Genomic DNA, 24121 nt, shown 5'->3' with positions numbered 1-24121 from the left:
GGGGCGAAGGCCGCTCGTCATGCTCCGGGCCCCGGGGCCGCTCCCCGGTCCTCGCGGAGCAGGACGGCGACGGGCGCAGCGTTGCCGAGGAGTTCGTCGAGCCGGGTCTCGCCCTCGAGCGCAGCCCCCGCACCGGCGGCCCCGCCCGCTTCAGCCCCGAGGACCGGCAGCCGCCGCCAGCGGCCCGGCGGCAGGGTCAGGGCCGTGTCCCGCCAGCCCCCCGCCCCCGCCAGCCGGTGCGACAGACGGGTGGCCACCGCCACCAGGGCGCCGCCCCGGGCGAAGGCCACGCAGTGCTCCGCCGCGGGGCCCCGGGCGGGCAGCGGTGCGTAGCCGGTGAACAGCCCGGGCCGGCTCCGGCGCAGCCGCAGCAGGGCGGCGGTGAGGGCGAGCTTCTCCCCGGCCGTGCCGTCCGGCGCGGCCCCGGAGTCCAGCCGGGCCAGGGCCTCCCGGGGGAAGACGGCGGGCCGCCGGTTGTCCGGGTCGACCAGGGCCCGGTACTCCGTCTCGGCGCCCTGGTAGACCTCCGGGACCCCGGGCACGGTCAGGTGCAGCAGCGCCGCGCCGAGCAGATTGGCGCGGGCCGCCGCCGCCAGCGGCCCGGCCGGCTCCGGGGCGGCCGCGGGCACGTATCCCGGGACCGTGGCCTCGTACGCCGTGTCCTGCTCGGTCCACGTCGTGTGCAGGGCGGCCTCGCGGACGGCCTTCAGCAGGGCCTGCTCCAGCCGTGCGGCGCGCTCCGGGCCGTCGTCCCCGAGCCCGAAGGCCGTCTGCCAGGCCACCCAGGCGAGCTGGGGATCGGCCCCGGCCGGCGCGGGCACGGACTCCGGGTCCTGGGAGAGCGCCGAGATCCGGGCCCGGACGTCCGCGCTGCGCTTGGTGTCGTGCGTGGTCAGCACGGTCCCGGAGCGGGGCCACAGCAGCTCCCGCTCGGTGCAGTACGCGTGGAACTCCGCCACGGTGACCACCGGGTTCCCCGGGTCGCCGCCCACCTCCGTGGCCGAGAGCAGCGGCGCGTACCGGTAGAAGGCCCTGTCCTCCAGGGACTTGGCGCGCAGGGCCGCCGAGGTCTGGGCGAAGCGGGCCGCGAAGGCCGGATCGCGCAGCACGAGCCCGCGTACGCCTGCCACCGCCTCGGTGCCGGCCCTCGCCGCGGCCCGTTCCAGGGCCTCGGGTGCGAGCTCCGGATCCCCGGGGTAGGGCCGGTAGACGGGATAGGCGATCAGCAATTCCGTTACGGCGTCGGCCAGTTCCGGCCCGGCCAGTCGCTGGAGCGCCGCCAGCTCGGCGGCCAGGTCCCCGGTCAGCACCTCCCGGGCGCCCGCCGCGGCCGTCTGTGCCCACCGGGGCTGTCCGGTCGATGCGCGGAAGCGGGCGTCGAGCCGTGCGGCCCCGGCCGGATCGGTGAACACCCCGTCGACCCGGTGGAGCGCGTCGTACCCGGTGGTCCCGGCCACCGGCCAGGCGGGGGCCAGCCGTTCCCCGCGGGCCAGGATCTTCTCGACCACCACCCAGCAGTCCGCGCCGACGCCCTCCCGCAGCCGCCGCAGGTACCCCCCGGGGTCCGCCAGGCCGTCCACGTGGTCGATCCGCAGCCCTTCGAGGATCCCGTCGCGGACCAGCTCCAGCACCTTGGCGTGGGTGGCGGCGAACACCTCGGGGTCCTCGACGCGGACCCCGATCAGTTCGGAAATGGTGAAGAAGCGGCGGTAGTTGAGCCCGGTCCTGGCCTCCCTCCAGTGCGCCGGCCGGTACCACTGGGCATCGAGCAGCGCGGCCGGCTCCAGCCGGTCCGTGCCCTCCCGCAGCGGGAACTCCAGCTCGCCGACCCGCAGTACGGTCCGCTCGCCCCGCGGGCCGGCCGCGACGCGCACCTCCGTCGGATCCAGGGGCGCCGCGAGCACCGGCAGCAGCAGCTTGCCCCCGCCCGCCTCCCAGTCGATGTCGAACCAGCGCGCGTAGGGGGAGTCCGGCCCCTCCCGGGCCACCTCCCACAGGGGCCGGTTGAGGCGCAGTGGCGCCGGGACGGCCATGTGGTTCGGCACGATGTCGAGCACCAGTGCGAGCCCGTGCGCGCGGGCGGCGGCGGCCAGCGCCCGCAGCCCGCGCTCCCCGCCCAGCTCCTCCCGGACCCGGGTGTGGTCGGTGACGTCGTACCCGTGGGCCGAGCCGGGCACCGCCTCCAGGACGGGGGAGAGGTGCAGGTGGGACACGCCGAGCGAGGCGAGGTACGGTACCGCTGCCCGCGCCCGGTCGAAGGTGAACTCGGGGCGCAGTTGGAGGCGGTAGGTCGACGTGGGGGTGACAGCCGACGGAACATCAGATTCCGGTTGGCTGGATTCGCGTCCGTTGCGCAGGGGCAGGCTCATGAGAACGTACGTACCCAGGATGCGGGATTCCGTGCCATTACCCAATGCATCCGGGTGACTGCGCCGGGTTAACGTTGCTCAGGTGTTTGGAACCGTCAACACCTATCGAAAAGTCATCGCCCTGACCGGGCCCCTTCTGCCGCTCATATCGTTCCTCGCCCGACTGCCCGTCGCGATGTCCCAGTTCGGCAGCGTTCTGCTGGTCGCCGAGACCAGCGGCTCCCTGGCCACCGCCGGCATCGTCGGCGGCACCCTCTCCGCCGGACAGGTGGTCTTCGGACCCGTCCTGGGGCGGCTCGCCGACCGCCACGGGCAGCGCCCCGTCGTCCTGGCCGCCGCGGCGGTCAATGCCGTGGCCACCGCCGCACTGGTGGCCGGGGCCCTCTCCGGCCTCGCCACCGTCCCGCTCGCCGCGATCGGCGCCGTCACCGGTGCCTCCGTCCCGCTGATCGGACCGCTCGCGCGGACCCGCTCCGTGGCCCTGGCCCACCGGGCCAAGTCGGACGAGAGCGTCGTGGGCGCCATCCACTCGCTCGAAGGCACGCTGGACGAGGTCTCCTTCGTCTTCGGGCCCGCCCTCGTCGGCCTCGCCACGCTCATCGCGCACCCGGCCGTCGCCCTCGGCGGCGCCGCCGCCCTCGTCGCCGTCTTCGGCACCGTCTACGCCCTGCACCCGACCGCCGCCGTCACGGCCGGGGTGCCCGCGGGGGAACGGCGGGAGAAGGAGCGGTCCCAGGTCCGGCCGCCGCGCGTGGTGTTCGCGATCCGGGGCTCCCTGGCCCTCCAGGGCGCCATGTTCGGCGCCTGCCAGGCCGGAATCGCCGCCCTCACCGCACAGTTGGGCGTCCCCGGCCAGGCCGGCATCGTGTACGCCGCCATGGGCGTCGTCAGCGCCGCCGTCGGGCTCTCGCTCGGCGCGCTGCCCGCCCGCTTCGGACTGCGGCTGCGCTGGCGGGTGGCCACGGCGGCCGCGCTCGTGCTCTCCGTACCGCTGCTCTTCACCTCCACCCTGTGGCCGCTGTACGCGGTCGTCACCGTCCTCGGGGCCGCCTACGCCCCGCACCTGATCACCGCCTTCGCGATCACCGAGCGCGCGGTGACGCCGTGCCGGCTCGCCGAGTCGATGGCCTTCGCCGCCAGCTCGCTCGTCGCAGGCCAGGCCGCCTCCCTCGCCGTCTCGGGCCGCCTCGCCGAGTGGTACGGGCCCTCCGCGGCCTTCGCGGTGGCCGTCGGGGCGGCCGCCCTGTGCCTGACCCTGGCCCTGGTCACCCGCGTGCCGCAGTCCCGTACGCACGCTCCGCGGCCGTCCGCCCCGGCGGCCACCGCGGACGCCGTCCTGGGAGGCGCCGCCTACGCCGGGCGCTGAAGCACCACCAGACACCGTCCTGTCAGCGTCACCCGGTCCCCGGCCGCGTACTGCGGCCCGGTACCGGGTGCCAGTACGTCCGCCCGCGCCGTGTCCACGACCAGGCGCCACTGCGACCCGTGCCCGGCCGGGACCGTGAAGTCCTGGGGCTCGGCGCCCGCGTTGAACATCAGCAGGAACGAGTCGTCGGTGATCCGCTCCCCGCGGGTGCCGGGCTCCGAGATGGCCTCGCCGTTCAGGAACACCGCCAGCGCCCGCGCGTGCTGCGCCTGCCAGTCGCGGGCCCGCATCTGCTCGCCGTGCGGGGTGAACCAGGCGATGTCCGAGAGCTCGTCGTGCGTGCCCTCCACCGGCCGGCCGTGGAAGAAGCGGCGCCGCCGGAAGACCGGGTGCTCGCGCCGCAGCCACACCATCCGCCGGGTGAACTCCAGCAGGGCGGGCGCCGGCTTGCCGGGCTCCGGCCAGGCCACCCACGACAGCTCGTTGTCCTGGCAGTAGGCGTTGTTGTTGCCGCCCTGGGACCGGGCGAACTCGTCACCGTGACTGATCATCGGCACGCCCTGCGAAAGCATCAGCGTGGCGATGAAGTTGCGCATCTGGCGTTCGCGCAGCTCGCCGACCGCCGGGTCCTCCGTCGGGCCCTCCACCCCGCAGTTCCAGGACCGGTTGTGGGTCTCGCCGTCCCGGTTGCCCTCACGGTTGGCCTCGTTGTGCTTCTCGTTGTAGGAGACCAGGTCGTTCAGTGTGAAGCCGTCGTGGCAGGTGGTGAAGTTGATCGAGGCGAGCGGCCGCCGCCCGTCGTCCTGGTAGAGGTCGGAGGAGCCCGTCAGCCGTCCGGCGAACTCCGCCAGCGTGCGCGGCTGCCCGCGCCAGAGGTCCCGTACCGTGTCCCGGTACTTGCCGTTCCATTCGGTCCACAGCGGCGGGAAGTTGCCCACCTGGTAGCCGCCCTCGCCCAGATCCCACGGCTCCGCGATCAGCTTGACCTGGCTGACCACCGGATCCTGCTGGACCAGGTCGAAGAACGAGGACAGCCGGTCCACCTCGTGGAACTGGCGGGCCAGCGTGGCCGCCAGATCGAAGCGGAAGCCGTCCACGTGCATCTCGGTGACCCAGTAGCGCAGCGAGTCCATGATCAGCTGGAGCACGTGCGGGGAGCGCATCAGCAGCGAGTTCCCGGTGCCCGTGGTGTCCATGTAGTGCCGCGGATCGTCCGCCAGCCGGTAGTACGAGGCGTTGTCCAGCCCCCGGAAGGACAGGGTCGGGCCCAGGTGGTTCCCCTCCGCGGTGTGGTTGTAGACCACGTCGAGGATCACCTCGATCCCGGCCTCGTGCAGCGCCCGGACGGCCGACTTGAACTCCAGCACCTGCTGCCCGCGGTCGCCCGAGGCGTAGCCGTTGTGCGGGGCGAAGAAGCCGATGGTGTTGTAGCCCCAGTAGTTGCTGAGCCCGTCGTCCACCAGGCGGTGGTCGTTGACGAACTGATGGACCGGCATCAGCTCCAGCGCCGTCACCCCGAGCTTGGTCAGGTGCCCGATGACCGCCGGGTGCGCGAGCGCCCCGTACGTGCCGCGCAGCTCCTCCGGGAGGTCGGGATGGCGCATGGTCAGGCCCTTCACGTGGGCCTCGTAGAGCACGGTGTGGTGGTACTCGTGGCGCGGCGGCCGGTCGTTGGCCCAGTCGAAGTAGGGGTTCACCACCACCGAACTCATGCTCTTGGGCGCGGAGTCCAGGTCGTTGCGGGAGTCGGGCCGGCCGAAGTGGTAGCCGTAGACCTCCTCGCCCCAGTCGATGCTCCCCGCGACGGCCCGCGCGTACGGGTCCAGGAGCAGCTTCGCCGCGTTGCAGCGCCGGCCGCGCTCGGGCTCGTACGGGCCGTGCACGCGAAATCCGTAGCGCTGACCGGGCATCACGCCCGGGAGGTAGGCGTGCCGTACGAACGCGTCGGTCTCGCGCAGTTCGACCGCGGTCTCCGAACCGTCGTCGTGCAGCAGGCACAGCTCGATGCGTCGGGCGGCCTCCGAGTAGACCGCGAAATTGGTGCCGGCGCCGTCGTACGTGGCACCGAGCGGGTACGCCTGTCCTGGCCAGACCTGCATAGAGAACGACTCTTCCCCTCTGTCTCGGGTTGATCCGGCGTGGACCACGTCACTGGCAGATCTTCCCCGAAAGAGGGCCCTCACGCGGGGACTTGGGAGGGTCCTACCGGGTGACCCGGAGAGCTGATATGAGGGTCGGCGGACAAGCGGACCATGGGGAGATCGGATGGTCGGCGCATCGGATAATGGGTCAACGCACTTCCGGCGCAAGGCGCGTCGGGCCGCCCGGGGACTCATCGGGCTGCAGTGGGCCGTGTGCGCGGAGTACCCTTCCGTGATCACTGGAGACGGGCGTCCAGACGCAGGAGGCGGTGCACGGGTGAGCTCGGGAGGTCTGGAGCTGCCCCCTGGTGACGGCGGTCACGAGGGTGGCCCGGCGGACACCGCAGGCGGGGCGCCCGGCGGGATGCCCGCTGGGGCGGTCTCACTGGCCCCGCCGGAGGCCGGGAGGACCGGGAAGGCGCAGGCGGGAGCCGGGGCCGAGCTGGACTGGGGCGCGGACGCCTGGAGCGAGGTCCGTACCCGGGCCCAGCGCGCCGGCCGTGCGTACATCTGGCTGAACCTGATCGAGCAGCGGCTGCGGTCGGTGGTCGGAGCGGTGCTCCGGCCGGTCTACGAGCCCGTGCACGGCGGGGACGACTGGGTCGTCGCGGCCGCGGGCCCGGCCGGCCAGGAGTGGGTGCAGCGCGCGGTCGCGGTACGGGAGGTCAGCCGGCGCAAGGGCTACCTGCTGGACTCCGCCGACGACAACGTGCTGAGCTTCCTCACCCTGCCGCAGCTGCGCGAGCTGATGGTCCAGCACTGGCCCTGCTTCGAGCCCTACTTCGACGACCGGCGCGAGATCGAGCAGGCGCTGGACGAGCTGGAGGTCACGCGCAACGTCGTCTCGCGCAACCGGGCCCTGTCGCGTCCCGTCCTGGAACAGGCCGAGCGGGCCTCGGCGCGGCTGCTGGAGGTACTGGGCGGCGGCGCGGGCTCACCGGCCGCGGACCGGCTGCCCATCGACGCCGTCGAGGACCTGGTCGGCGACCGGTACGCGGACGTCATCTCCGTCCACCCCGACCGGGTGCGGCTGCAGCGCCAGCTGCCCGCGGAGGACCTCTTCGGGGGTGCGCGCCGGCTGGACGCCATCGGCATAGGGCTCAACCTGCTGGTCCAGAACTTCTCGGGCCGAAGACTCGTACGCCTCGCGGAGGCCGGCTGCCGGGTGCGGCTGCTGTTCCTGAACCCGGCGAGCAGCGCCGTCAAGCGGCGCGAGCGGGAGCTGGGCCTGCGCAAGGGCGAGCTGAGCCGGTCGGTGGAGATGAACATCCTGCACGTGCGGCGGGTCCGGGCGGGCCTGCGCGACGCCTCGGGCTTCGAGATCCACGTCTTCGACGAGACCCCGCGCTTCACGGCCTACCTGGTGGAGGGGGAGTCCTCGGGCATCGCCGTGGTCCAGTCCTACCTGCGCCGGGCCCGGGGCATGGAGACGCCGGTCCTGGTCCTGCGCGGCGGCGGACGCGCCTCGCGGGACCGCGACGCGGAGCTCGGGCTGTTCCCGACCTACCGCGAGGAATTCGAATCGATCTGGCAGGACTCCCGCCCGGTGTCATGACTGTCAGTGCCCCGTGGCAGGCTGAAAGCCGTTGACGCAAAGGGATGGGGACGGGGGCACGGGGTGGAGGGCGAGCACGGCATGGGGGACTGGCACGGCGGGCCGATGGTGGCCTTCGATCTGGAGACCACGGGGACCGACATCGAGTCCGACCGCATCGTGACGGCGGCGGTCGTGGTGCTCGGGCCGGACGGGCGGGTGGCGCGGGAGCGGACGTGGCTGGTCGACCCGGGGGTGGCGATCCCGGAGGAGGCCTCGGCCATCCACGGCATCTCCACGGACCACGCCCGCGTCCACGGCATGGCGGCCGCTGCCGCGATCGAGGAGATCACCGGCACGCTCTTCGAGGCGCTGAGCTCGGGAACCCCCCTGGTGGTGATGAACGCGCGGTACGACCTGACCCTGCTGGACCGCGAATGCCGGCGCCACGGGATCCAGCCGCTCGGCGAGCGGTGGCCGGGCCGGCCGGCCCCGGTGATCGATCCCCTGGTGCTGGACAAGCACGCGGACCGGTACCGCAAGGGCCGGCGGACCCTCCAGGCGCTCTGCGAGCACTACGGCGTGACCCTCGACGAGGCGCACAACGCGGGCGCGGACGCGCTGGCGGCGGCCCGCGCGGCGCGGCGGATGGGGGCCAGGCACGCCGCGATAGGGGCGGTCGGGCTGGCGGACCTCCATGACCTCCAGGTCCGCGCGGCGGCCGAGCAGGCGGCCTCGCTGCAGAGCTACCTGCGCCGGACCTCGGACCCCGAGGCGATAGTCGAACGGGCCTGGCCCGTGGTGCCGTACCGGGTCTGAGGGCAGCGCGTCCAGGGTGCGTTGGAGCGCGGTGCCGGGGCGCGGTGCCCGGGCGCGGTGCCCGGGCGTCGGGGGCCCGGCAAGATCCGAAAGTGACGGCCTAGCGCAGCAGCCAGTCCCGGGTCAGTTCCATGACCTCGGCGCGGCTGCGGGCGCCGTGGTCGGCCGCGATGAAGTAGTTCCCGATCCGCATGGAGTAGACGATCATGCAGCGGACCTCGACGTCGTCCTGGTCGGGGCAGAACGCGCCGAACAGCGAACGCAGGTAGTCCATGCGGCGGTTGTCGACCCGCCGCAGCCGCTCCGCGACCGCTTCGTCGCGCCGGGCCCAGTCGCGGATCGTGAGCTCGGCCGCGACGCCCATCGCCGGCCCGTCGGCGGCCGCGGCGATCGCGAACAGCCGCTTCAGCCTGGCCCGCGGGTCCCCGCCGGCGTTCTCCACCTGCTCGATGACGGCCTCGGCGACCTCGCGCTCCCAGGTGTCGAGCATCTCGGTCAGCAGGGTGTCCCGGTTGCCGAAGTGCCCGTAGAAACCGCCCTTGCTGACGCCGAGAGACTGCGCGAGCGCTTCGATCCGGACGGCGTCGGGGCCTCCGGCGGCGAGTGCGCGCAGCCCCTCCTCGATCCAGCTGACGCGCGGGGTGCGGGTCGCGCCCACGATGTGTCTCCCTTCCCACGGACCCGATCCATACGGTGGCGTATAGATCGGTGCTAGCCTTCTTCTATACGGCATCGTATAGATAGGGGCTTGCTCATGAGACTCCCCAGGACCGCCCACACCGACCGCCCCTGGCGGATCCACGAGATCGCCGGCGATTTCAGGGTCGAGGACGTGTGGGACCTGCCGACACCGGGCGGCCCCGACGACCTCGCGCGGCTCGTGGACCAGTTCAGGAACGGTACGGGGGAGCGCGTCGCCTCCCCGGTGGGGCGGGCGCTCTTCGCGATCCGCTGGAAGCTGGGGGCGCTGCTCGGCTGGGACGGGCCCGCCGACGGTGTCGGCACGCGGGTGGAGTCCCTGCGCGACCGGCTGCCGCAAGACCTCCGTGAGGGCGCGAGCGGGCCGGACCTCAGCTCGTTCCCGTTCACCTCCGTCTACCAGACGCACGACGAGTGGGCGGCGGAGATGGCCAACCGGACCGTGCACGGGGTCCTGCACATCGGCTGGGTCGAGGACGCGGACGGAGCGGGCGGCTACCACGGCCGCATGGCCGTCCTGGTGAAGCCGAACGGCCTCTTCGGCACGCTCTACATGGCGGCCATCAAGCCCTTCCGGTACCTGGGGGTGTACCCGGCGATGATCCGCGGCATCGGCCGCGCGTGGGAGGCGGGCCGGGCGGACTCCGGCGCGCCCTGACCGGGAAGGGGCCCGGAAGCCTTCAGGGCCCTTCGGGAGCCCTCGGGGCCCTTCGGGAACCCTCGGGAGTCCTCAGGGCGCCGGCCACTGGTCGCGGTAGACGACGTGGAGCTCCCTGCCGGCCCCGACCGTGCGGTCGTAGTGCCCCAGCCGCGTGCAGTAGTGCGAGCGGTCGGGATGGGCGAGGACATGGCCCGGGGCCCGGTGGGCGATGTCGGCGAAGAGCCACGCGGTGTCGGCGAACAGCCCGGCGCTCCCCGTCATGAACAGGGTTCCGGCGCGGACGTGCTGGTGGAAGCGGTCCCGGTTCTCCTGGTGCCCCCGCTGCGGTCGGGGGGCGGCCGAGGGGTCGTGGGGGGCCGGGCCGGGGAGCTTCGCGGTCTGCGTCCGGCCCGGGTCCAGCCGGGCCCGCAGCTCCTTCCAGCGCGAGGGCGCGAACTGGAGCGAGTGGTGCAGCAGGACGAGGTCGAGGCCCGGTGCCCCCGTACCGGGGTCGGTGCGCCGCGGCGGGATGTGCACCAGCGAGCGCGGAGAGGTGGCGGCCAGCGCCCACAGCCCGGCGATGAGCTGCGCCGCCTCCTGGTCGACCTGGGCCTCCAGGAACCAGTCGCCGTCCGACAGCAGGGCGCGGGCCGGCGGCCGGGCCGGGCGGATCACCTTGAACTCCGTCGGACCGAGCCGGGCGCGGTGGATGGTGAGGGGCAGTTTCATATGCGGAGATTGATACGCCACCGCTAGAACGGGTGCCAGCGGATTTCCGGGTCGCCCTCGCGCAGGGAGGCCACCCGGCGCCGGAACTCGGCCAGGGCCTTCGGGTTGGTCGGGGCGTGCTGGGAGACCCAGGCGCAGCTGGCCGTCTCGCGGGCGCCGCGCAGGACCGCGCAGCCCTCCCAGTCGCGCACGTCCCAGCCGTACGCCGTCGCGAAGGCCTCGTAGGACTCGGCGGGCATCCCGTACCGGTCGCGGGAGAGCGCCATCACCACCAGGTCGTGCTCGCGCAGGTCGGCGGAGACCGTCTCCAGGTCGACCAGTACCGGCCCGTCCGGGCCCACGTGGACGTTGCGGGGCAGCGCGTCGCCGTGGATCGCGCCCGGCGCGAGGTGCGGGGTGAGGGCGGCGACCTGGCCGGCGTACCCGTCGCGGCGGGCCCGCAGGTACGCCGCGTCGGCCGGGTCGATCGCCGTGCCCGCCAGCCGCAGCCAGCGCTCGACCCCGCCCAGCAGATCGCGCGGGGGCAGTGCGAAGGGGGGCGCGGGCAGGGCGTGGATCCGCCGCAGCAGCGCCGCGAGGTCCTCGGGGCCGGCCGGGCGGACCGCGTCGGGGAGCCGGTGCCACAGCGTCACCGGGTGCCCGTCCACCAGCCGGGGCTCCGGCTCGGCCGCGCGGACCGCCGGGATGCCGGAGTCCGCGAGCCAGCCCGCGACCGCGAGCTCCAGCTCGGCGCGGGGCAGCAGGGCCGCCTCCCGGCCGACCTTGGCGACCAGGCCGTCGCCGAGTGCGAAGACGGCGTTCTCGCCGAGGGCCAGCAGCTCGGGGGCCCCGGCCCCGGCACCCGCCCCGGCCCGCGCCGTGGTCAGACCCGCCGCCGTCAGGGCTTGCCTGGCCTGTGCCTCGTCCATTGCCGTTCTCCGCGGTCCGTCCGATCGCCCGGTGGTGTGCCGGGCGTTCTCGATCAGCCAAGTCTCGCACCCCGCACCGCCCTCTTCGCCCAGGCCGCGCCTGGCTCCACGGGAACGGCATCGACGAGGACAGCGGGCGCCGGCGGCAGCCAGGAGGGGCCGGCCACCGGCACCCCGATGGTCGCGGTCCCGCAGGCCGTCGACACCGGCCCGGACGGTTTGAGGGGGCCTTGTCGGTGGGGCGCCCTATCGTTCGGGGATGACCAAGACGAAGTACGCGGCGCTGCTGCGGGGCATCAACGTCGGCGGGAACAAGAAGGTCCCCATGGCCGAACTGCGCCAGGTCCTGCAGGGCATCGGCCACGAGGACGCGCAGACCTACCTGCAGAGCGGCAACGCCGTCTTCAGCAGCGCCGCGCGGCAGGACCCGGCCGTCCTCGCCCGCGCGCTGGAGGCCGCCATCGAAGCCCACTTCGGCTTCCGGGTCCCCTGCCTGGTGGTCGAAGGCGCCTACCTGCGCGCCGTCGCCGACGCCTGCCCCTTCCCGGCCGCCGACCTGGAAGGCAAGCAGCTCCACGCCACCTTCTGCTCCGAGCAGCCTGCCGAGTCCCGCTTCGCCCCGATCGACGGCCCCGCGTACCTCCCGGAGGAGTACCGCGTCGGCGACCGCGTCATCTACCTCTACGCCCCGAACGGCCTGGGCCGCTCGAAGCTGGCCGAGGCCCTGGCGAAGCCGGCCGTGGTCAAGGGCCTGGACGTGACCACCCGCAACTGGAACACGGTCGCGAAACTGGTCGAGCTCACCCGCGACTGACCGGCGAGCGGCCCTTCGAAGAGCGCGGCGCCCGGCCTCCCGCCGAGTACGCGGCCCTCATGGACCGGTGCGGGGCCGGCGCCGCCGGCTGGACCCGGACCCGGGCGAAGGGCTCAGCGGCGTGCCGTCTTCAGCACGACGAAGCGGGCCAGCATGCCGACGGTCAGGACCGTTCCGCTGAGGCACAGGCCGATCAGGCCGAGTACGGCGGCGGGCTGTCCCGACTCGCCCGCCATCCGGTTCGCGGAGAAGCCGCCGACGACCAACAGCGCCGACGCGATGGCGGCGAGCGCGCCGACGCCCCACACGGCCCGGAACATGCCGATCTGGGTGCGGGAGGCCACGTCGCTCCAGCGCGGCTCGGCAGGGGACGAAGCGGTGGCGGAGGTGGCGGAGGTGGAGGTGGCGGAGGTGGCAGAGGCGTTCACGAGGGGCTCCTGAGGTTCGTGCGGGCTGGGCACATCCAGGATGACCGGGGAACGTATCGGGACCCGGGCCGCCGTGTATCGGCGACCGCTCCTCCGCGTATCAGCCCGTCACCCCGCCAGCGCGTCCAGCAGGGACACCTCGCGCGGGGTCAGGTGGACCGTGGCCGCGTCCAGGTTCTCCGCCAGGTGGGCCGGGGAGCCCGTGCCGGGGGCGGGGCAGAGGACCGGGGAGTGGCGCAGGAGCCAGGCCAGGGCGATCTGGCCGGTGGACGCGCCGTGTTCGGCGGCGACCGCCGTCAGCGCGGCCGCGCTCTCGCGGGTCAGGGCGCCGCTGCCCAGCGGGTAGTAGGGGAGGAAGGCGATGCCGCGGACCTCGCACAGGGCCAGGAGCTCCGCCGAGGAACGGTCCAGCAGGTTGTACGGGTTCTGGACGGACGCCACCGGGACCAGGGCCAGGGCCTCCAGGAGCTGGGCCGGCGTCACCGTGTTCAGGCCGATGTGGCGGATCTTGCCCTCCGCCCGGAGCTCTCCCAGCGTGCCCAGCTGCTCCGCCATCGGGACGGCGGGGTCGAAGCGGTGCAGCTGGTACAGGTCGATCCGGTCCAGCCGGAGCCTGCGCAGGCTCGCCTCGCACATCGCGCGGAGCTCGTCGGGACGGCCCGCCGCGTGCCACCGGTCCGGGCCGGTGCGCACCACCCCGCCCTTGGTGGAGACCACGAGCCGCTCCCCGTACGGGTGGAGCGCCTCGGCGACCAGTTCCTCCGCCAGGTGGGGACCGTAGTTGTCGGCGGTGTCGATCAGGGTGACCCCGCGCTCCACGGCGGTGCGCAGCAGTGCCACGGACTCGGCGCGGGAGGCGCGCGGACCCCAGTACCCGGCGCCGACCAGACCGCCGGTACCGAGCCCGAGACGGCGTACGGGCAGGTCCCCACCGAGGGTGAACGTCTCAACCGCGTCAACAGGCATGGCCCGACCGTAACCCAGGGCCCCGGATGTGCCAGGCTCACGGGATGCGTTACATCATCATCGGCGCCGGTGCGATCGGCGCGACCATCGGAGGACGGCTCGCGGAGTCCGGCAGCGAGGTCGTCCTCGTCGCGCGCGGCGCCCACGCGCTGGCGCTCCGGGCGGACGGGCTGCGGCTCACCACGGCGGACGGGGAGCGGGTGCACCGGCTGCCCGTGGCCGACGGTCCGGCCGATCTCGGCGAACTGCGCCCGGACGACGTGCTGTTGCTGACGGTCAAGACCCAGGACGCGCTCGCCGCGCTCGACGTGTGGGCCGACGCGGAGGTCGCGGGCGGCGGGACGGCGGCGCAGCGGCTGCCGGTTCTGTGCGCGCAGAACGGCGTGGAGAGCGAACGCCTGGCCCTACGGCGCTTCGCGCACGTGTACGGGGTCTGCGTGTGGCTGCCGGCGACCTTCCTGGAGCCGGGCGCCGTCTCCGCGCTGTGCACGCCGCTGACCGGGATCCTGCACATCGGCCCGGCCGCCGGGGGGCCCGCGGCCGGGGGCACGGACGCCAGGGCCCGGCGGATCGCGGCCGACCTGGAGAAGGCCGGTTTCGAGGCGCCGGTCGTCGAGGACGTCATGCGGTGGAAGTACGCGAAGCTGCTGGGCAACCTGAGCAACGCGATCCAGGCGACTACCGGACCCGAACCGGGCCCCGCGAAGGCGGCGCTGCTGCTGCGGGCGATCCGGGAGGCGAAGGCGGCCTTCGGGGCCGCCGGGATCCCCTACGCCTCGGAGGACGAGCAGTCGGCGGCCCGCGGGAACAAGGTGGAAGCGCCGGCCGGGCTGCGGGGCGGATCCTCCTGGCAGAGTCTGGCGCGGGGGACGGGGTCGGTGGAGGCGGACTACCTCAACGGGGAGATCGTGCTGCTGGGGCGGCTGCACGGGGTTGCGACGCCGGTCAACGACACGCTGCGGCACGCGGCGAACATCTTCGCCCGCGAGGGGCTGCCGCCGGGCGCGATGTCCATCGAGGACCTGACGGCCCTGGCCGACGAGGCGGCCGCCCGCGCGTAGGCGCCGCTGCGCGGGGCCGCCCCCGAACCACCCTTCCACCGTTCCCTGCGGCTCCGCTCCAGCCCCCGGTCCTCAAACGCCGGACGGGCCGGAAGGGAATGCGGCTACGCCGTCAGCGCCGGGACTCGGGCCGGGGTGAGGGCCGCCGCCTCGTAGCGGCGCAGCAGCAGGCGGGCCAGTTCAGGGGAGGGGCCCAGGACGGCGGAGAGCACGTCCGCGCCCGCGGCTTCGGCGCCCGCCGCGATGCGGTCGGGGAGCCGGCCGGGGGCGATCACGTACGGGGCCACCGCGATCCGGCGGACGCCCTCCGCGCGCAGGGCCCGTACGGCGTCCTCCGTACGGGGGAGAGCAGCGGAGGCGAACGCAGGCCGCACGGCGCACCAACCGGTGTGCCGCCACTCCCGCGCGGTTTCAGCGATCACTGCGATCGCCTCCGGGTCTGAGGATCCGGCGGACGCGAGCACCACTGCGGTGGTGGCGCGGTCCGCCGGGGTGAGGCCGGCCTCCCACAGGCGGCGCTCCAGGTTCGCCAGCAGCAGCGGGGACGGACCGAGCACGTCCGCGATCCGGACCGAGAGGTCCGGCAAGTGGGACGCCGCTCCCGCGAGCACCGCCGGGATGTCGGACTTCGCGTGGAACGCCCGCGTCAGGAGCAGCGGGAGGGCCACGACCTCCCGTACGCCCGACAGGTAGAGGGAGGCCACCGCCTGGTCGACGGTCGGGGTGTCGAAGTCCAGGAAGGCCGTCTCCACGCGCAGCCCCGGCCGCAGTGCCCGCACCCGGCGGGTGAGGGCGTGCACGGTCGCGGCGTGCCGCGGGTCGCGGCTGCCGTGGGCGATGACCAGCAGGGCGGGGGAGTGCGTGGCGGGCGCGTACATGCTGATCAGCTCTTGACCAGCAGGCCGCGGGTGCGCAGCACCCACCGCTCGACCGGGCTGAAGATCAGCAGGTCGATCGCGATGCCGACGACCAGGATCAGGATGATCGCCAGGAACACGCCGGGCAGGTCGATGTTGTTGCGGCCGTTCTCCAGGAGCTGGCCCAGGCCCAGGCCCAGGTCGGGCGAGCTGGCGATGATCTCGGCGGCCATCAGCGAGCGCCAGGAGAAGGCCCAGCCCTGCTTGAGGCCGGCCAGGTACCCGGGCAGCGCGGCCGGCATGATCACGTGCCGGGCGCCGCTCAGGCCGGTGGCGCCCAGGGTGCGGCCGGCCCGCAGGAACAGCGGCGGGATCTGGTCGATGCCGGAGACGAGGCCGTTGGCGATGGACGGGACGGCGCCGAGCAGGATGACGGTGTACATCATCGCGTCGTTGAGGCCGAACCAGAGCACCGCCGGCGGCACCCAGGCGACCGAGGGCAGGGATTGCAGGCCCTGGAGGATCGGGCCGATCGCGGCGCGGACGAACTTCACCCGGGCGACCAGCAGTCCGAGCGGGGTGCCGATGGCCAGGGCCAGCAGGAAGCCGAGCAGACCGCGGGAGACGCTGGTCCAGATGACCTCCAGCAGGGTGCCCTTGAGCCACATGGCGGACAGGCTGTCCCAGACCGCGGACAGGGAGGGCAGCTTCGTCTCGTCGGTGACCTTCGCCGCGACCAGGATCTGCCAGACGAGGAGGACCAGGCCGACGGCGATGACCGGCGGCAGGACCTTCTTGACCAGGACCTCACGGACCGGCGTGCGGTGCGTCTGGACGGCGTCGAGGGCGTCGAGGCCCGCCTCCAGGCCGGCGAGATCGTCGGTCTTGGCCCTGGCCTTCGCGTCGGCCCTGGTCCCGGCCTCGGGGGTGGTGTCAGTGCTGGCCATGGCGGCGGATCTCCCCACGCAGGTGTTCAGTGATCTCAAGGGACAGCTCAGCGACGTCCGCGTCCTCGATGCGCCGCGGCTGCGGGATGCCCACGGTCCATTCCTTGGCGACCCGGCCGGGACGCGAGGACAGCAGGACCACGCGCTGCGCGAGCCGCACGGCCTCGCGGACGTTGTGCGTGACGAAGAGGACGGAGAGGTTCGTCTCTTCCCAGATGCGGGTCAGCTCACCGTGCAGCACGTCACGGGTGATGGCGTCCAGCGCCGCGAACGGCTCGTCCATCAGCAGGAGCTGGCTGTCCTGGGCGAGCGCCCGGGCCAGGGCCACGCGCTGGCGCATGCCGCCGGACAGCTCGTGGACCCGCTTGCCGTACGCGCCGCCGAGCCGGACCAGCTCCAGCAGCCGCTCGGCCTCGGACTTGCGGTCGGCCTTGGCCACCCCGCGCAGGCGCAGGGCCAGTTCGATGTTCTTGCCCGCGGTCAGCCACGGGAAGAGGGCGTGCTCCTGGAACATCAGGGCCGGCCGCCCGCCGGGCGTCTCGATGACGCCCGCGGTCGGCTTGTCGAGCCCCGCGACCAGGTTGAGCAGGGTGGACTTTCCACACCCCGAGGCACCCAGGATGGTGACGAACTCTCCGGGAGCGACATCGAGGCTGATGTCGTCCAGGACGAGCTGCGATCCGGCCGGGCCGGAGAAGGACTTCGATACGTGCTCGATGCGAGCGGCGTGCGTCTGCTCCGCTACGGTGCCCTCGGCAGCCTTGGCAAGCATGGTGGCCATGGTCGTCACCTCCTGGGATTCGGGACGGGTACTGGAGGGGTTACTTGACGCCGAGGCCGGCGTCGGAGACCTCGGGCTTGCCGGCGGCCTTGAGGACCTTGTTCAGGAGCGTCAGGTCGTAGATGCCGGTGAGGTCGGGCTGCTCGATGAGCTTGGCCTTGACGGCCCAGTCGGATTCGGTCTTCAGGGTGCCGGCGAGCGGGTCGTCGGTGACCAGGATGCTGGTCCAGGCCGGGTCGATGACCTTGGCGTCGAGCGGCTTGCCGCCTTCGGCGGCCAGCTTCGCGTTCGCGGAGGCCTTCGCCTTGTCGGGGTTGGCGTTGATCCACTCGTTGGTCTTCACGGTGCCGCGCAGGACGGCTTCGACGACGTCCGCGTGTTCCTTGAGGAACTTCTGCGACACGATGATGTTCGTGATGACGAACTTCTTGTCGGGCCACAGGTCGGTCTCGTCGAGGAGGACCTTGGCGCCGTCGGAGACGAGCTTGGAGGCGGTGGGTTCGGGGACCCAGGCGCCGTCGATGGAGCCCTGCTTGAAGGCGTCGGGGGTGACCTTGTTGTCGGTGCGGACGACGGAGACGTCGCCCTTGCCGGACTCGGGGTCGACGTTCCAGCCCTTTTCGGAGATCCAGTTGAGGAACGCGACGTCCTGGGTGTTCCCCTTCTGGGGGGTGGCGATCTTCTTGCCCTTGAGGTCGTCCAGGGTTTTGATCTTGTCGGGGTTCACGACCAGCTTCACGCCGCCGGAGGCGGAGCCGGAGATGATCCGCAGGTTGGAGCCCTTGGACTTGACGTAGCCGTTGATGGACGGCGAGGGGCCGATGAAGCCGATGTCGAGGGAGCCGCCGTTGAGGGCTTCGATCTCGGAGGGGCCGGCGTTGAAGGACTGCGGCTTGATCGTGGTGCCGTTGAGTTCCTTGGCGATGAGGCCTTCCTGGAGACCGACGAGCGCGGTGGCGTGCGTCAGGTTCGGGAAGTAGCCGATGCGGACCTCGGTGGCGGACAGCTTCTTGCCGGCGTCGGCGGCGACGTTCTCCTTCGCGGGAGCGTCGTCCTTCTTGGCATCGGAACCGTAGCCGCACGAGGCGAGGGCGCCGATCAGGAGCGGGAGGGCGGCGGCGGCGACGATGCTGCGGCGCAGGCTGTGGGAAGAGCGCAGTTTACGGGTGGTACCGGTGGCAGGCACGGGAGGACTTCCTCTCGTAGCGTCGTTTCACGACGCACGTCTTCGTCTGTGGAGCAAGGGCGGGTACAGCTCGTGGGGGGTGTGGGCGCGCATGCGGTGCGCGTACGTCATCACGCACATCGCCCCACCCCTCCCTGGCCGCTGCCGAGGGAGCCGCTGCCCACCCGGCCGCCCTCCTTCGCGAAGGTGGCGTAAATGTCGGCAAGCATGATCAGAAGTCCCACCCTTCCTCATCGGCCTGAACGGTGGTCTCGGCCTTCGAGGCGAAGGACTCGCCGACCATGCCGGCCGCCAGGGTGGTGCCGTCCGCCGGGTCGATCAGCAGGAAGGACCCGGTGCGGCGCGAGTCGGCGTACGAGTCGAGCGCGAGCGGCTCGGCGGTCCGGACGACGACCCGGCCGATGTCATTGGCCACCAGCTGCCCGGGGTTCGGGTGCTGGGACAGGTCGTCCAGGGTCAGCCGCGAGGGGATCTCCTTGACGATCGCCTTGACCGTGCGCGTGGTGTGCTTGATCAGCACCCGGGCGCCCACGGCCAGCGGCTGGTCCGCCACGTGGCAGACCGTCGCCTCGACGTCCTGCGTGGTGGCGGGGGAGTTCGCCGACGGCGCGATCAGGTCGCCGCGCGAGATGTCGATGTCGTCCTTGAGGCGCACGGTCACCGACTGCGGGGCCCACGCGATGTCGACGCTCTCACCGAGCGCGTCGATTCCCTCGATGACCGAGGTGCGGCCCGACGGCAGGACGGTGACGGCTTCGCCGACCCGCAGGACGCCGGAGGCGATCTGGCCCGCGTAGCCCCGGTAGTCCGGGTTCTCGGCGGTCTGCGGCCGGATCACGTACTGCACCGGGAAACGCGCCGGGCAGGCGGTGAGGTCGTGGCTGACCGGGACCGTCTCCAGGTGCTCCAGCACCGTGGGGCCGCCGTACCAGTCCATGTGCGCGGAGGGCTCGACCACGTTGTCGCCGGCCAGGGCCGAGATCGGGATCGCGGTGATCTCCGGGACGCCCAGGTCGGAGGCGTACGCGGTGAACTCCTCGGCGATCGCGGCGAAGACCTTCTCCTCGTAACCCACCAGGTCCATCTTGTTGACGGCCAGCACCACGTGCGGGACCCGCAGCAGGGCCGCGACGGCGGCGTGCCTGCGGGTCTGCTCGATCACGCCGTTGCGGGCGTCGACCAGCACCACGGCGAGGTCGGCGGTGGAGGCGCCGGTGACCATGTTCCGCGTGTACTGCACGTGCCCGGGGGTGTCGGCCAGGATGAACCGGCGCCGGGCGGTGGCGAAGTAGCGGTAGGCCACGTCGATGGTGATGCCCTGCTCCCGCTCGGCCCGCAGGCCGTCGGTGAGCAGCGCCAGGTCGGGGGTGTCCTGACCGCGCTGGGCGGACACGGCCTCGACCGCTTCGAGGGTGTCGGTGAGGATCGACTTGGAGTCGTGCAGCAGGCGTCCGACCAGGGTGGACTTGCCGTCGTCGACGGAACCGGCGGTCGCGAAGCGCAGCAGCGTGGTCGCCGACAGGTCGGCGAACTGCTCGGTGGTGGAGGTCATTTCTAGAAGTACCCTTCGCGCTTGCGGTCTTCCATCGCGGCCTCGGACATCTTGTCGTCGGCGCGGGTCGCGCCCCGCTCGGTGAGCCGGGAGGCGGCGATCTCGGTGATCACGGCGTCCAGCGTGGTGGCGTCGGAATCGACGGCGCCGGTGCAGGACATGTCACCGACGGTGCGGTAGCGGATCAGGCGGGTCTCGGTGGTCTCGTCCGCCTTCGCGCCGCCCCACTCGCCGGCCGTCAGCCACATGCCGTTGCGCTTGAAGACCTCGCGCTCGTGGGCGAAGTAGATCTCCGGCAGTTCGATGCCCTCGCGGGCGATGTACTGCCACACGTCCAGCTCGGTCCAGTTGGACAGCGGGAAGACGCGCACGTGCTCGCCCGGCGCGTGGCGGCCGTTGTAGAGCTGCCACAGCTCGGGGCGCTGGCGGCGCGGGTCCCACTGGGAGAACTCGTCGCGCAGGGAGAAGACGCGCTCCTTGGCGCGGGCCTTCTCCTCGTCGCGGCGGCCGCCGCCGAAGACGGCGTCGAACTTGAGGCTCTGGATCGCCTCGGTCAGCGGGACGGTCTGCAGCGGGTTGCGGACGCCGTCGGGGCGCTCGCGGAGCTTGCCGGCGTCGATGTACTCCTGGACGGAGGCCACGTGCAGGCGCAGCCCGTGCTTGGCCACCGCGCGGTCGCGGTAGTCCAGGACCTCGGGGAAGTTGTGGCCGGTGTCCACGTGGAGCAGGGTGAACGGCACCGGCGCGGGCGCGAACGCCTTCAGCGCCAGGTGCAGCATGACGATGGAGTCCTTGCCGCCGGAGAAGAGGATCACCGGCTTCTCGAACTCGCCCGCGACCTCGCGGAAGATGTGCACGGCCTCCGACTCGAGGGCGTCGAGGTGCGACAGCGCGTAGGGCGCGTCCGTCCCTTCGTGGACGTGTGCGACGGTGGCGGTCATGCCAGACCCCTCTCGGTGAGCAGCGCGTGCAGGGCCGAAGCCGACTCCTGTACGGACTGCGTGTGCGACTCGATACGGAGGTCCGGGGACTCCGGCGCTTCGTACGGGTCGTCGACCCCGGTCAGACCGGAGATCTCGCCCGCCGCCTGCTTGGCGTACAGGCCCTTCACATCACGCTCGGAGCACACCTCCACCGGAGTGGCCACGTGCACTTCGAGGTAGTTCGTCTGCTCGGCCGCGTGACGCTTGCGGACGGCCTCCCGGCTGTCCGCGAACGGCGCGATCACCGGGACGAGCGCCTTCACGCCGTTGGACGCGAGGAGTTCGGCGACGAAGCCGATCCGCTGCACGTTGGTGTGCCGGTCCTCGCGGGTGAAACCGAGGCCCGCGGAGAGGAACTCGCGGATCTCGTCGCCGTCGAGGACCTCCACGCGGTGGCCCTCGGCGCGCAGCCGCTCGGCCAGCGCGTAGGCGATGGTGGTCTTGCCCGCGCTCGGCAGCCCGGTCAGCCACACGGTGGCGCCCTGGTCGCTCACGCTCATCTGCTTCGTCTCCGTCGGTTCCGTACGGGCTGTGTCTGTAGGAGCGGTGTCTGTAGGAGAGGTGTCTGCCATCAGCCGTGCAGTCCGCACTCGGTCTTCCCGAGGCCGGCCCAGCGGCCGGACCTGGCGTCCTCGCCCGCCGCGACCCGGCGGGTGCACGGGGCGCAGCCGACGGAGGCGTAACCGTCCGTCAGCAGCGGGTTGGTGAGGACGCCGTGCTCCAGGACGTACGCGTCCACGTCGTCCTGGGTCCAGCGGGCGATCGGCGAGACCTTGACCTTCTGCCGCTTCTCGTCCCAGCCGACCACCGGGGTGTTCGCCCGGGTCGGGGACTCGTCGCGGCGCAGGCCCGTCGCCCACGCGTCGTACGCGGTCAGGCCCTCTTCGAGGGGCTTGACCTTGCGCAGCGCGCAGCACAGGTCGGGGTCGCGGTCGTGCAGCTTCGGGCCGTACTCGGCGTCCTGCTCGGCGACGCTCTGGCGCGGGGTGAGCGTGATGACGTTGACGTCCATCACGGCCTCGACCGCGTCACGGGTGCCGATGGTCTCCTCGAAGTGGTAGCCCGTGTCGAGGAAGACCACGTCCACGCCGGGGAAGGCGCGGGAGGCGAGGTGGGCGACGACCGCGTCCTCCATGGAGGAGGTCACGGCGAACCTCTTGCCGAAGGTCGAGGCCGCCCAGGTGAGGATCTCCAGCGGGGAGGCGTCCTCCAGGTCCCGGCCCGCCTGCTCGGCCAGTGCCTTCAGACTGCCGGTTTTGAGATCGGCGTCCTGAACCGTGGTCATATCGAGTCCCCTCCAGCGTCATTGGACTGAACACCCTGAACACCCCGGGCCAGCAGCCCGAGGTACTTCAGCTGGAAGGCTCGGTTGCAGGCCCTGCATTCCCAGGCGCCGTGGCCCGTTTCGTTCGGGAACAGGTCCTCGTCGCCGCAGTACGGGCAGTAGAAGGGTGCGGCGCGCTCGCTCACGACAGATCCTCGTCCTTGGCCCGGGTGACCCAGGCGGCGAAGCGCTCGCCGTCCTCGCGCTGGTCCTGGAAGCGCGTGACGACCCGCTCGACGTAGTCCGGCAGACCGGCCGAAGTGACCTTGAGACCGCGGACCTTGCGGCCGAATCCGGCCTCCAGGCCGAGCGCGCCGCCCAGGTGGACCTGGTAGCCCTCGACCTGGTTTCCGGCGTCGTCCAGGACCAGCTGGCCCTTGAGACCGATGTCCGCCACCTGGATGCGGGCGCAGGCGTTCGGGCAGCCGTTGATGTTGATGGTCAGCGGCTCGGCGAACTCCGGCAGGCGGCGCTCCAGCTCGTCGATCAGCGAGGCGCCGCGCGCCTTCGTCTCGACGATGGCCAGCTTGCAGAACTCGATGCCGGTGCAGGCCATCGTGCCGCGGCGGAACGGGGACGGCTTGACCCGCAGGTCCAGCGCCTCCAGGGCCGCGACGACCGAGTCGACCTTGTCCGCCTCGATGTCGAGCACGATCATCTTCTGCTCGGCGGTGGTGCGCAGCCGGCCGGAGCCGTGCCGCTCGGCGACGTCGGCGATCTTCGTCAGCGTGGCGCCGTCGACCCGGCCCACGCGGGGCGCGAAACCGACGTAGAACCTGCCGTCCTGCTGCTGGTGGACGCCGACGTGGTCGCGCCACTGGCCGCTGGGCTGCTCGGGCGCGGGGCCGTCGGTCAGCTCGCGCCCCAGGTACTCGTCCTCCAGGACCTGGCGGAACTTGGCCGGGCCCCAGTCGGCGACGAGGAACTTCAGGCGGGCGCGGGTGCGCAGCCGGCGGTAGCCGTAGTCGCGGAAGATCGAGATGACGCCCTCGTAGACGTCCGGGACCTCGTCGAGGGAGACCCAGGTGCCCAGGCGCACGCCCAGCTTCGGGTTGGTGGACAGGCCGCCGCCGACCCAGACGTCGAAGCCGGGACCGTGCTCGGGGTGGGTGACCCCGACGAAGGCGATGTCGTTGATCTCGTGCGCCACGTCGAGCAGCGGCGAGCCGGAGATCGCGGACTTGAACTTGCGGGGCAGGTTGGAGAAGGCCGGGTTGCCCACGATGCGGCGGTAGATCTCGTCGATGGCGGGGGTGCCGTCGATGATCTCGTCCAGCGCGATGCCGGCGACGGGCGAGCCGAGGATGACGCGGGGCGTGTCACCGCAGGCCTCGGTGGTCGAGAGGCCGACGGCCTCCAGACGGCGCCAGATCTCCGGGACGTCCTCGATCCGGATCCAGTGGTACTGCACGTTCTGCCGGTCCGTGAGGTCGGCGGTGCCGCGCGCGAACTCCTGGGAGATCTCGCCGATGACGCGCAGCTGGTCGGTGGTCAGCCGGCCGCCGTCGATGCGCACGCGCAGCATGAAGTACTTGTCGTCCAGCTCCTCCGGCTCCAGGATCGCGGTCTTGCCGCCGTCGATCCCGGGCTTGCGCTGGGTGTAAAGGCCCCACCAGCGCATACGGCCGCGCAGGTCGTTGGGGTCGATCGAGTCGAAGCCCGCCTTGGAGTAGATGTTCTCGATGCGCGTCCGCACATTGAGACCGTCGTCGTCCTTTTTGAACTGCTCGTTGCCGTTGAGGGGCGTGTGGTGCCCGACGGCCCACTGGCCCTCGCCGCGGTGACGGCCGGTCTTGCGGCGCGCGGCGGCGCCGGGTGCGGCGGCTGCGGTCGTATCGGGGGTGGCGGCCATGGCGGTATGTCCTTCTTCGGCGGCTCGAGGCAGGGGCAGGGGGAGCAGCGGCGTGACCCCTGGCGCGCGTGGAGCGGATGTGGCTGATTTGCCGCCGTTTCGGGCGGCGATCGGCCTACAGGGGACTGCGGTGGTGGCTGACGGCGGGCGGTGTGTTCGCGTCCG

Annotated in this window: 23 protein-coding genes; 6 read left to right on the top strand and 17 right to left on the bottom strand. The window is 72.5% G+C overall.

Features of this window, described 5'->3' with window-relative positions; genetic code table 11:
* Window positions 1–17 precede the first annotated feature (17 nt).
* Complete coding sequence (gene treY, locus OG904_RS04775; protein ID WP_405487691.1) at window positions 18–2369, bottom strand: malto-oligosyltrehalose synthase; 2352 nt, start codon at window positions 2367–2369, stop codon at window positions 18–20.
* A gap of 82 nt (window positions 2370–2451) precedes the next feature.
* Between treY and OG904_RS04770 the strand changes: the two genes are divergently transcribed.
* Window positions 2452–3735: an MFS transporter gene (locus OG904_RS04770; protein ID WP_405487689.1), complete on the top strand. Its 1284-nt coding sequence runs from the start codon at window positions 2452–2454 to the stop codon at window positions 3733–3735.
* Here the strand turns inward: OG904_RS04770 and glgX are convergent.
* Entirely contained in the window at window positions 3720–5834 is a 2115-nt protein-coding gene (gene glgX / locus OG904_RS04765; RefSeq protein WP_405487687.1) for a glycogen debranching protein GlgX, read from the bottom strand. The two genes, OG904_RS04770 and glgX, sit on opposite strands and share 16 nt — an antisense overlap.
* 319 nt (window positions 5835–6153) lie before the next feature.
* Here glgX and OG904_RS04760 point away from each other — a divergent pair, with 319 nt between their 5' ends.
* Both OG904_RS04760 and OG904_RS04755 read left to right on the top strand, forming a co-directional pair.
* Window positions 6154–7431: an SAV2148 family HEPN domain-containing protein gene (locus OG904_RS04760; protein ID WP_405487685.1), complete on the top strand. Its 1278-nt coding sequence runs from the start codon at window positions 6154–6156 to the stop codon at window positions 7429–7431.
* Window positions 7432–7512: 81 nt separating this feature from the next.
* Window positions 7513–8229, top strand: coding sequence for an exonuclease domain-containing protein (locus tag OG904_RS04755; protein ID WP_405487683.1), 717 nt, complete (start codon window positions 7513–7515; stop codon window positions 8227–8229).
* 100 nt (window positions 8230–8329) lie between these two features.
* Here OG904_RS04755 and OG904_RS04750 read toward each other — a convergent pair whose 3' ends face one another.
* Window positions 8330–8887, bottom strand: coding sequence for a TetR/AcrR family transcriptional regulator (locus OG904_RS04750; protein ID WP_405487681.1), 558 nt, complete (start codon window positions 8885–8887; stop codon window positions 8330–8332).
* Window positions 8888–8983: 96 nt separating this feature from the next.
* On the opposite strand from OG904_RS04750, the gene OG904_RS04745 reads away from it, so the two are divergent.
* Window positions 8984–9586, top strand: coding sequence for a DUF2867 domain-containing protein (locus OG904_RS04745; RefSeq protein WP_405487679.1), 603 nt, complete (start codon window positions 8984–8986; stop codon window positions 9584–9586).
* Window positions 9587–9658: 72 nt separating this feature from the next.
* On the opposite strand, the gene OG904_RS04740 is transcribed toward OG904_RS04745, so the two are convergent.
* Entirely contained in the window at window positions 9659–10297 is a 639-nt protein-coding gene (locus tag OG904_RS04740) for a hypothetical protein (RefSeq protein ID WP_405487677.1), read from the bottom strand.
* 23 nt (window positions 10298–10320) lie between these two features.
* Window positions 10321–11205 carry a phosphotransferase enzyme family protein gene (locus OG904_RS04735; protein ID WP_405487675.1) on the bottom strand — a complete coding sequence of 295 codons (885 nt, stop codon included), beginning with the start codon at window positions 11203–11205 and terminating at the stop codon, window positions 10321–10323.
* Window positions 11206–11464: 259 nt separating this feature from the next.
* Here OG904_RS04735 and OG904_RS04730 point away from each other — a divergent pair, with 259 nt between their 5' ends.
* Window positions 11465–12019: a DUF1697 domain-containing protein gene (locus tag OG904_RS04730; protein WP_405487673.1), complete on the top strand. Its 555-nt coding sequence runs from the start codon at window positions 11465–11467 to the stop codon at window positions 12017–12019.
* A gap of 113 nt (window positions 12020–12132) precedes the next feature.
* On the opposite strand, the gene OG904_RS04725 is transcribed toward OG904_RS04730, so the two are convergent.
* Both OG904_RS04725 and OG904_RS04720 read right to left on the bottom strand, forming a co-directional pair.
* On the bottom strand, window positions 12133–12447 hold the full coding sequence (locus tag OG904_RS04725; RefSeq protein ID WP_405487671.1) for a hypothetical protein: 315 nt from the start codon (window positions 12445–12447) through the stop codon (window positions 12133–12135).
* A 108-nt stretch (window positions 12448–12555) separates the two neighbouring features.
* The gene (locus tag OG904_RS04720) at window positions 12556–13413 is read right to left on the bottom strand and encodes an aldo/keto reductase (RefSeq protein ID WP_405487669.1); all 858 of its coding nucleotides are present in this window, start codon (window positions 13411–13413) and stop codon (window positions 12556–12558) included.
* Window positions 13414–13457: 44 nt separating this feature from the next.
* Here OG904_RS04720 and OG904_RS04715 point away from each other — a divergent pair, with 44 nt between their 5' ends.
* Window positions 13458–14474: a ketopantoate reductase family protein gene (locus OG904_RS04715; protein ID WP_405487667.1), complete on the top strand. Its 1017-nt coding sequence runs from the start codon at window positions 13458–13460 to the stop codon at window positions 14472–14474.
* A 104-nt stretch (window positions 14475–14578) separates the two neighbouring features.
* Here OG904_RS04715 and OG904_RS04710 read toward each other — a convergent pair whose 3' ends face one another.
* From OG904_RS04710 to OG904_RS04665, 10 genes are all read right to left on the bottom strand, one after another.
* Window positions 14579–15352 carry a sirohydrochlorin chelatase gene (locus OG904_RS04710; protein ID WP_405487665.1) on the bottom strand — a complete coding sequence of 258 codons (774 nt, stop codon included), beginning with the start codon at window positions 15350–15352 and terminating at the stop codon, window positions 14579–14581.
* 5 nt (window positions 15353–15357) lie between these two features.
* On the bottom strand, window positions 15358–16278 hold the full coding sequence (locus tag OG904_RS04705) for an ABC transporter permease (protein WP_405487663.1): 921 nt from the start codon (window positions 16276–16278) through the stop codon (window positions 15358–15360).
* The gene (locus OG904_RS04700) at window positions 16265–17059 is read right to left on the bottom strand and encodes an ABC transporter ATP-binding protein (protein WP_405487661.1); all 795 of its coding nucleotides are present in this window, start codon (window positions 17057–17059) and stop codon (window positions 16265–16267) included. Before OG904_RS04700 ends, OG904_RS04705 begins: the two co-directional genes overlap by 14 nt.
* A 40-nt stretch (window positions 17060–17099) precedes the next feature.
* The gene (locus OG904_RS04695) at window positions 17100–18245 is read right to left on the bottom strand and encodes an ABC transporter substrate-binding protein (RefSeq protein WP_405487659.1); all 1146 of its coding nucleotides are present in this window, start codon (window positions 18243–18245) and stop codon (window positions 17100–17102) included.
* A gap of 211 nt (window positions 18246–18456) precedes the next feature.
* Window positions 18457–19797, bottom strand: a complete 1341-nt coding sequence (locus OG904_RS04690) for a sulfate adenylyltransferase subunit 1 (protein WP_405487657.1) — start codon at window positions 19795–19797, stop codon at window positions 18457–18459.
* Between the two features lie 2 nt (window positions 19798–19799).
* Window positions 19800–20738 (bottom strand): sulfate adenylyltransferase subunit CysD, encoded by a 939-nt coding sequence (cysD, locus tag OG904_RS04685; protein ID WP_405487655.1) that lies wholly within the window; start codon window positions 20736–20738, stop codon window positions 19800–19802.
* Window positions 20735–21280 (bottom strand): adenylyl-sulfate kinase, encoded by a 546-nt coding sequence (gene cysC / locus OG904_RS04680; RefSeq protein ID WP_328301460.1) that lies wholly within the window; start codon window positions 21278–21280, stop codon window positions 20735–20737. Before cysC ends, cysD begins: the two co-directional genes overlap by 4 nt.
* A gap of 71 nt (window positions 21281–21351) precedes the next feature.
* Window positions 21352–22065 (bottom strand): phosphoadenylyl-sulfate reductase, encoded by a 714-nt coding sequence (locus OG904_RS04675; RefSeq protein ID WP_405487652.1) that lies wholly within the window; start codon window positions 22063–22065, stop codon window positions 21352–21354.
* Window positions 22062–22250, bottom strand: a complete 189-nt coding sequence (locus OG904_RS04670; protein ID WP_405487650.1) for a hypothetical protein — start codon at window positions 22248–22250, stop codon at window positions 22062–22064. The genes OG904_RS04675 and OG904_RS04670 overlap by 4 nt, the downstream gene beginning before the upstream one ends.
* Window positions 22247–23956, bottom strand: coding sequence for a nitrite/sulfite reductase (locus OG904_RS04665; RefSeq protein ID WP_405487648.1), 1710 nt, complete (start codon window positions 23954–23956; stop codon window positions 22247–22249). The genes OG904_RS04670 and OG904_RS04665 overlap by 4 nt, the downstream gene beginning before the upstream one ends.
* Window positions 23957–24121 lie beyond the last annotated feature (165 nt).

It is taken from the genome of Streptomyces sp. NBC_00096 (genome assembly GCF_045041305.1).
GTDB lineage: Bacteria > Actinomycetota > Actinomycetes > Streptomycetales > Streptomycetaceae > Streptomyces.
Note: the sequence above shows the minus strand (reverse complement) of the source record. Positions and strands in the feature narration are given on the sequence as shown.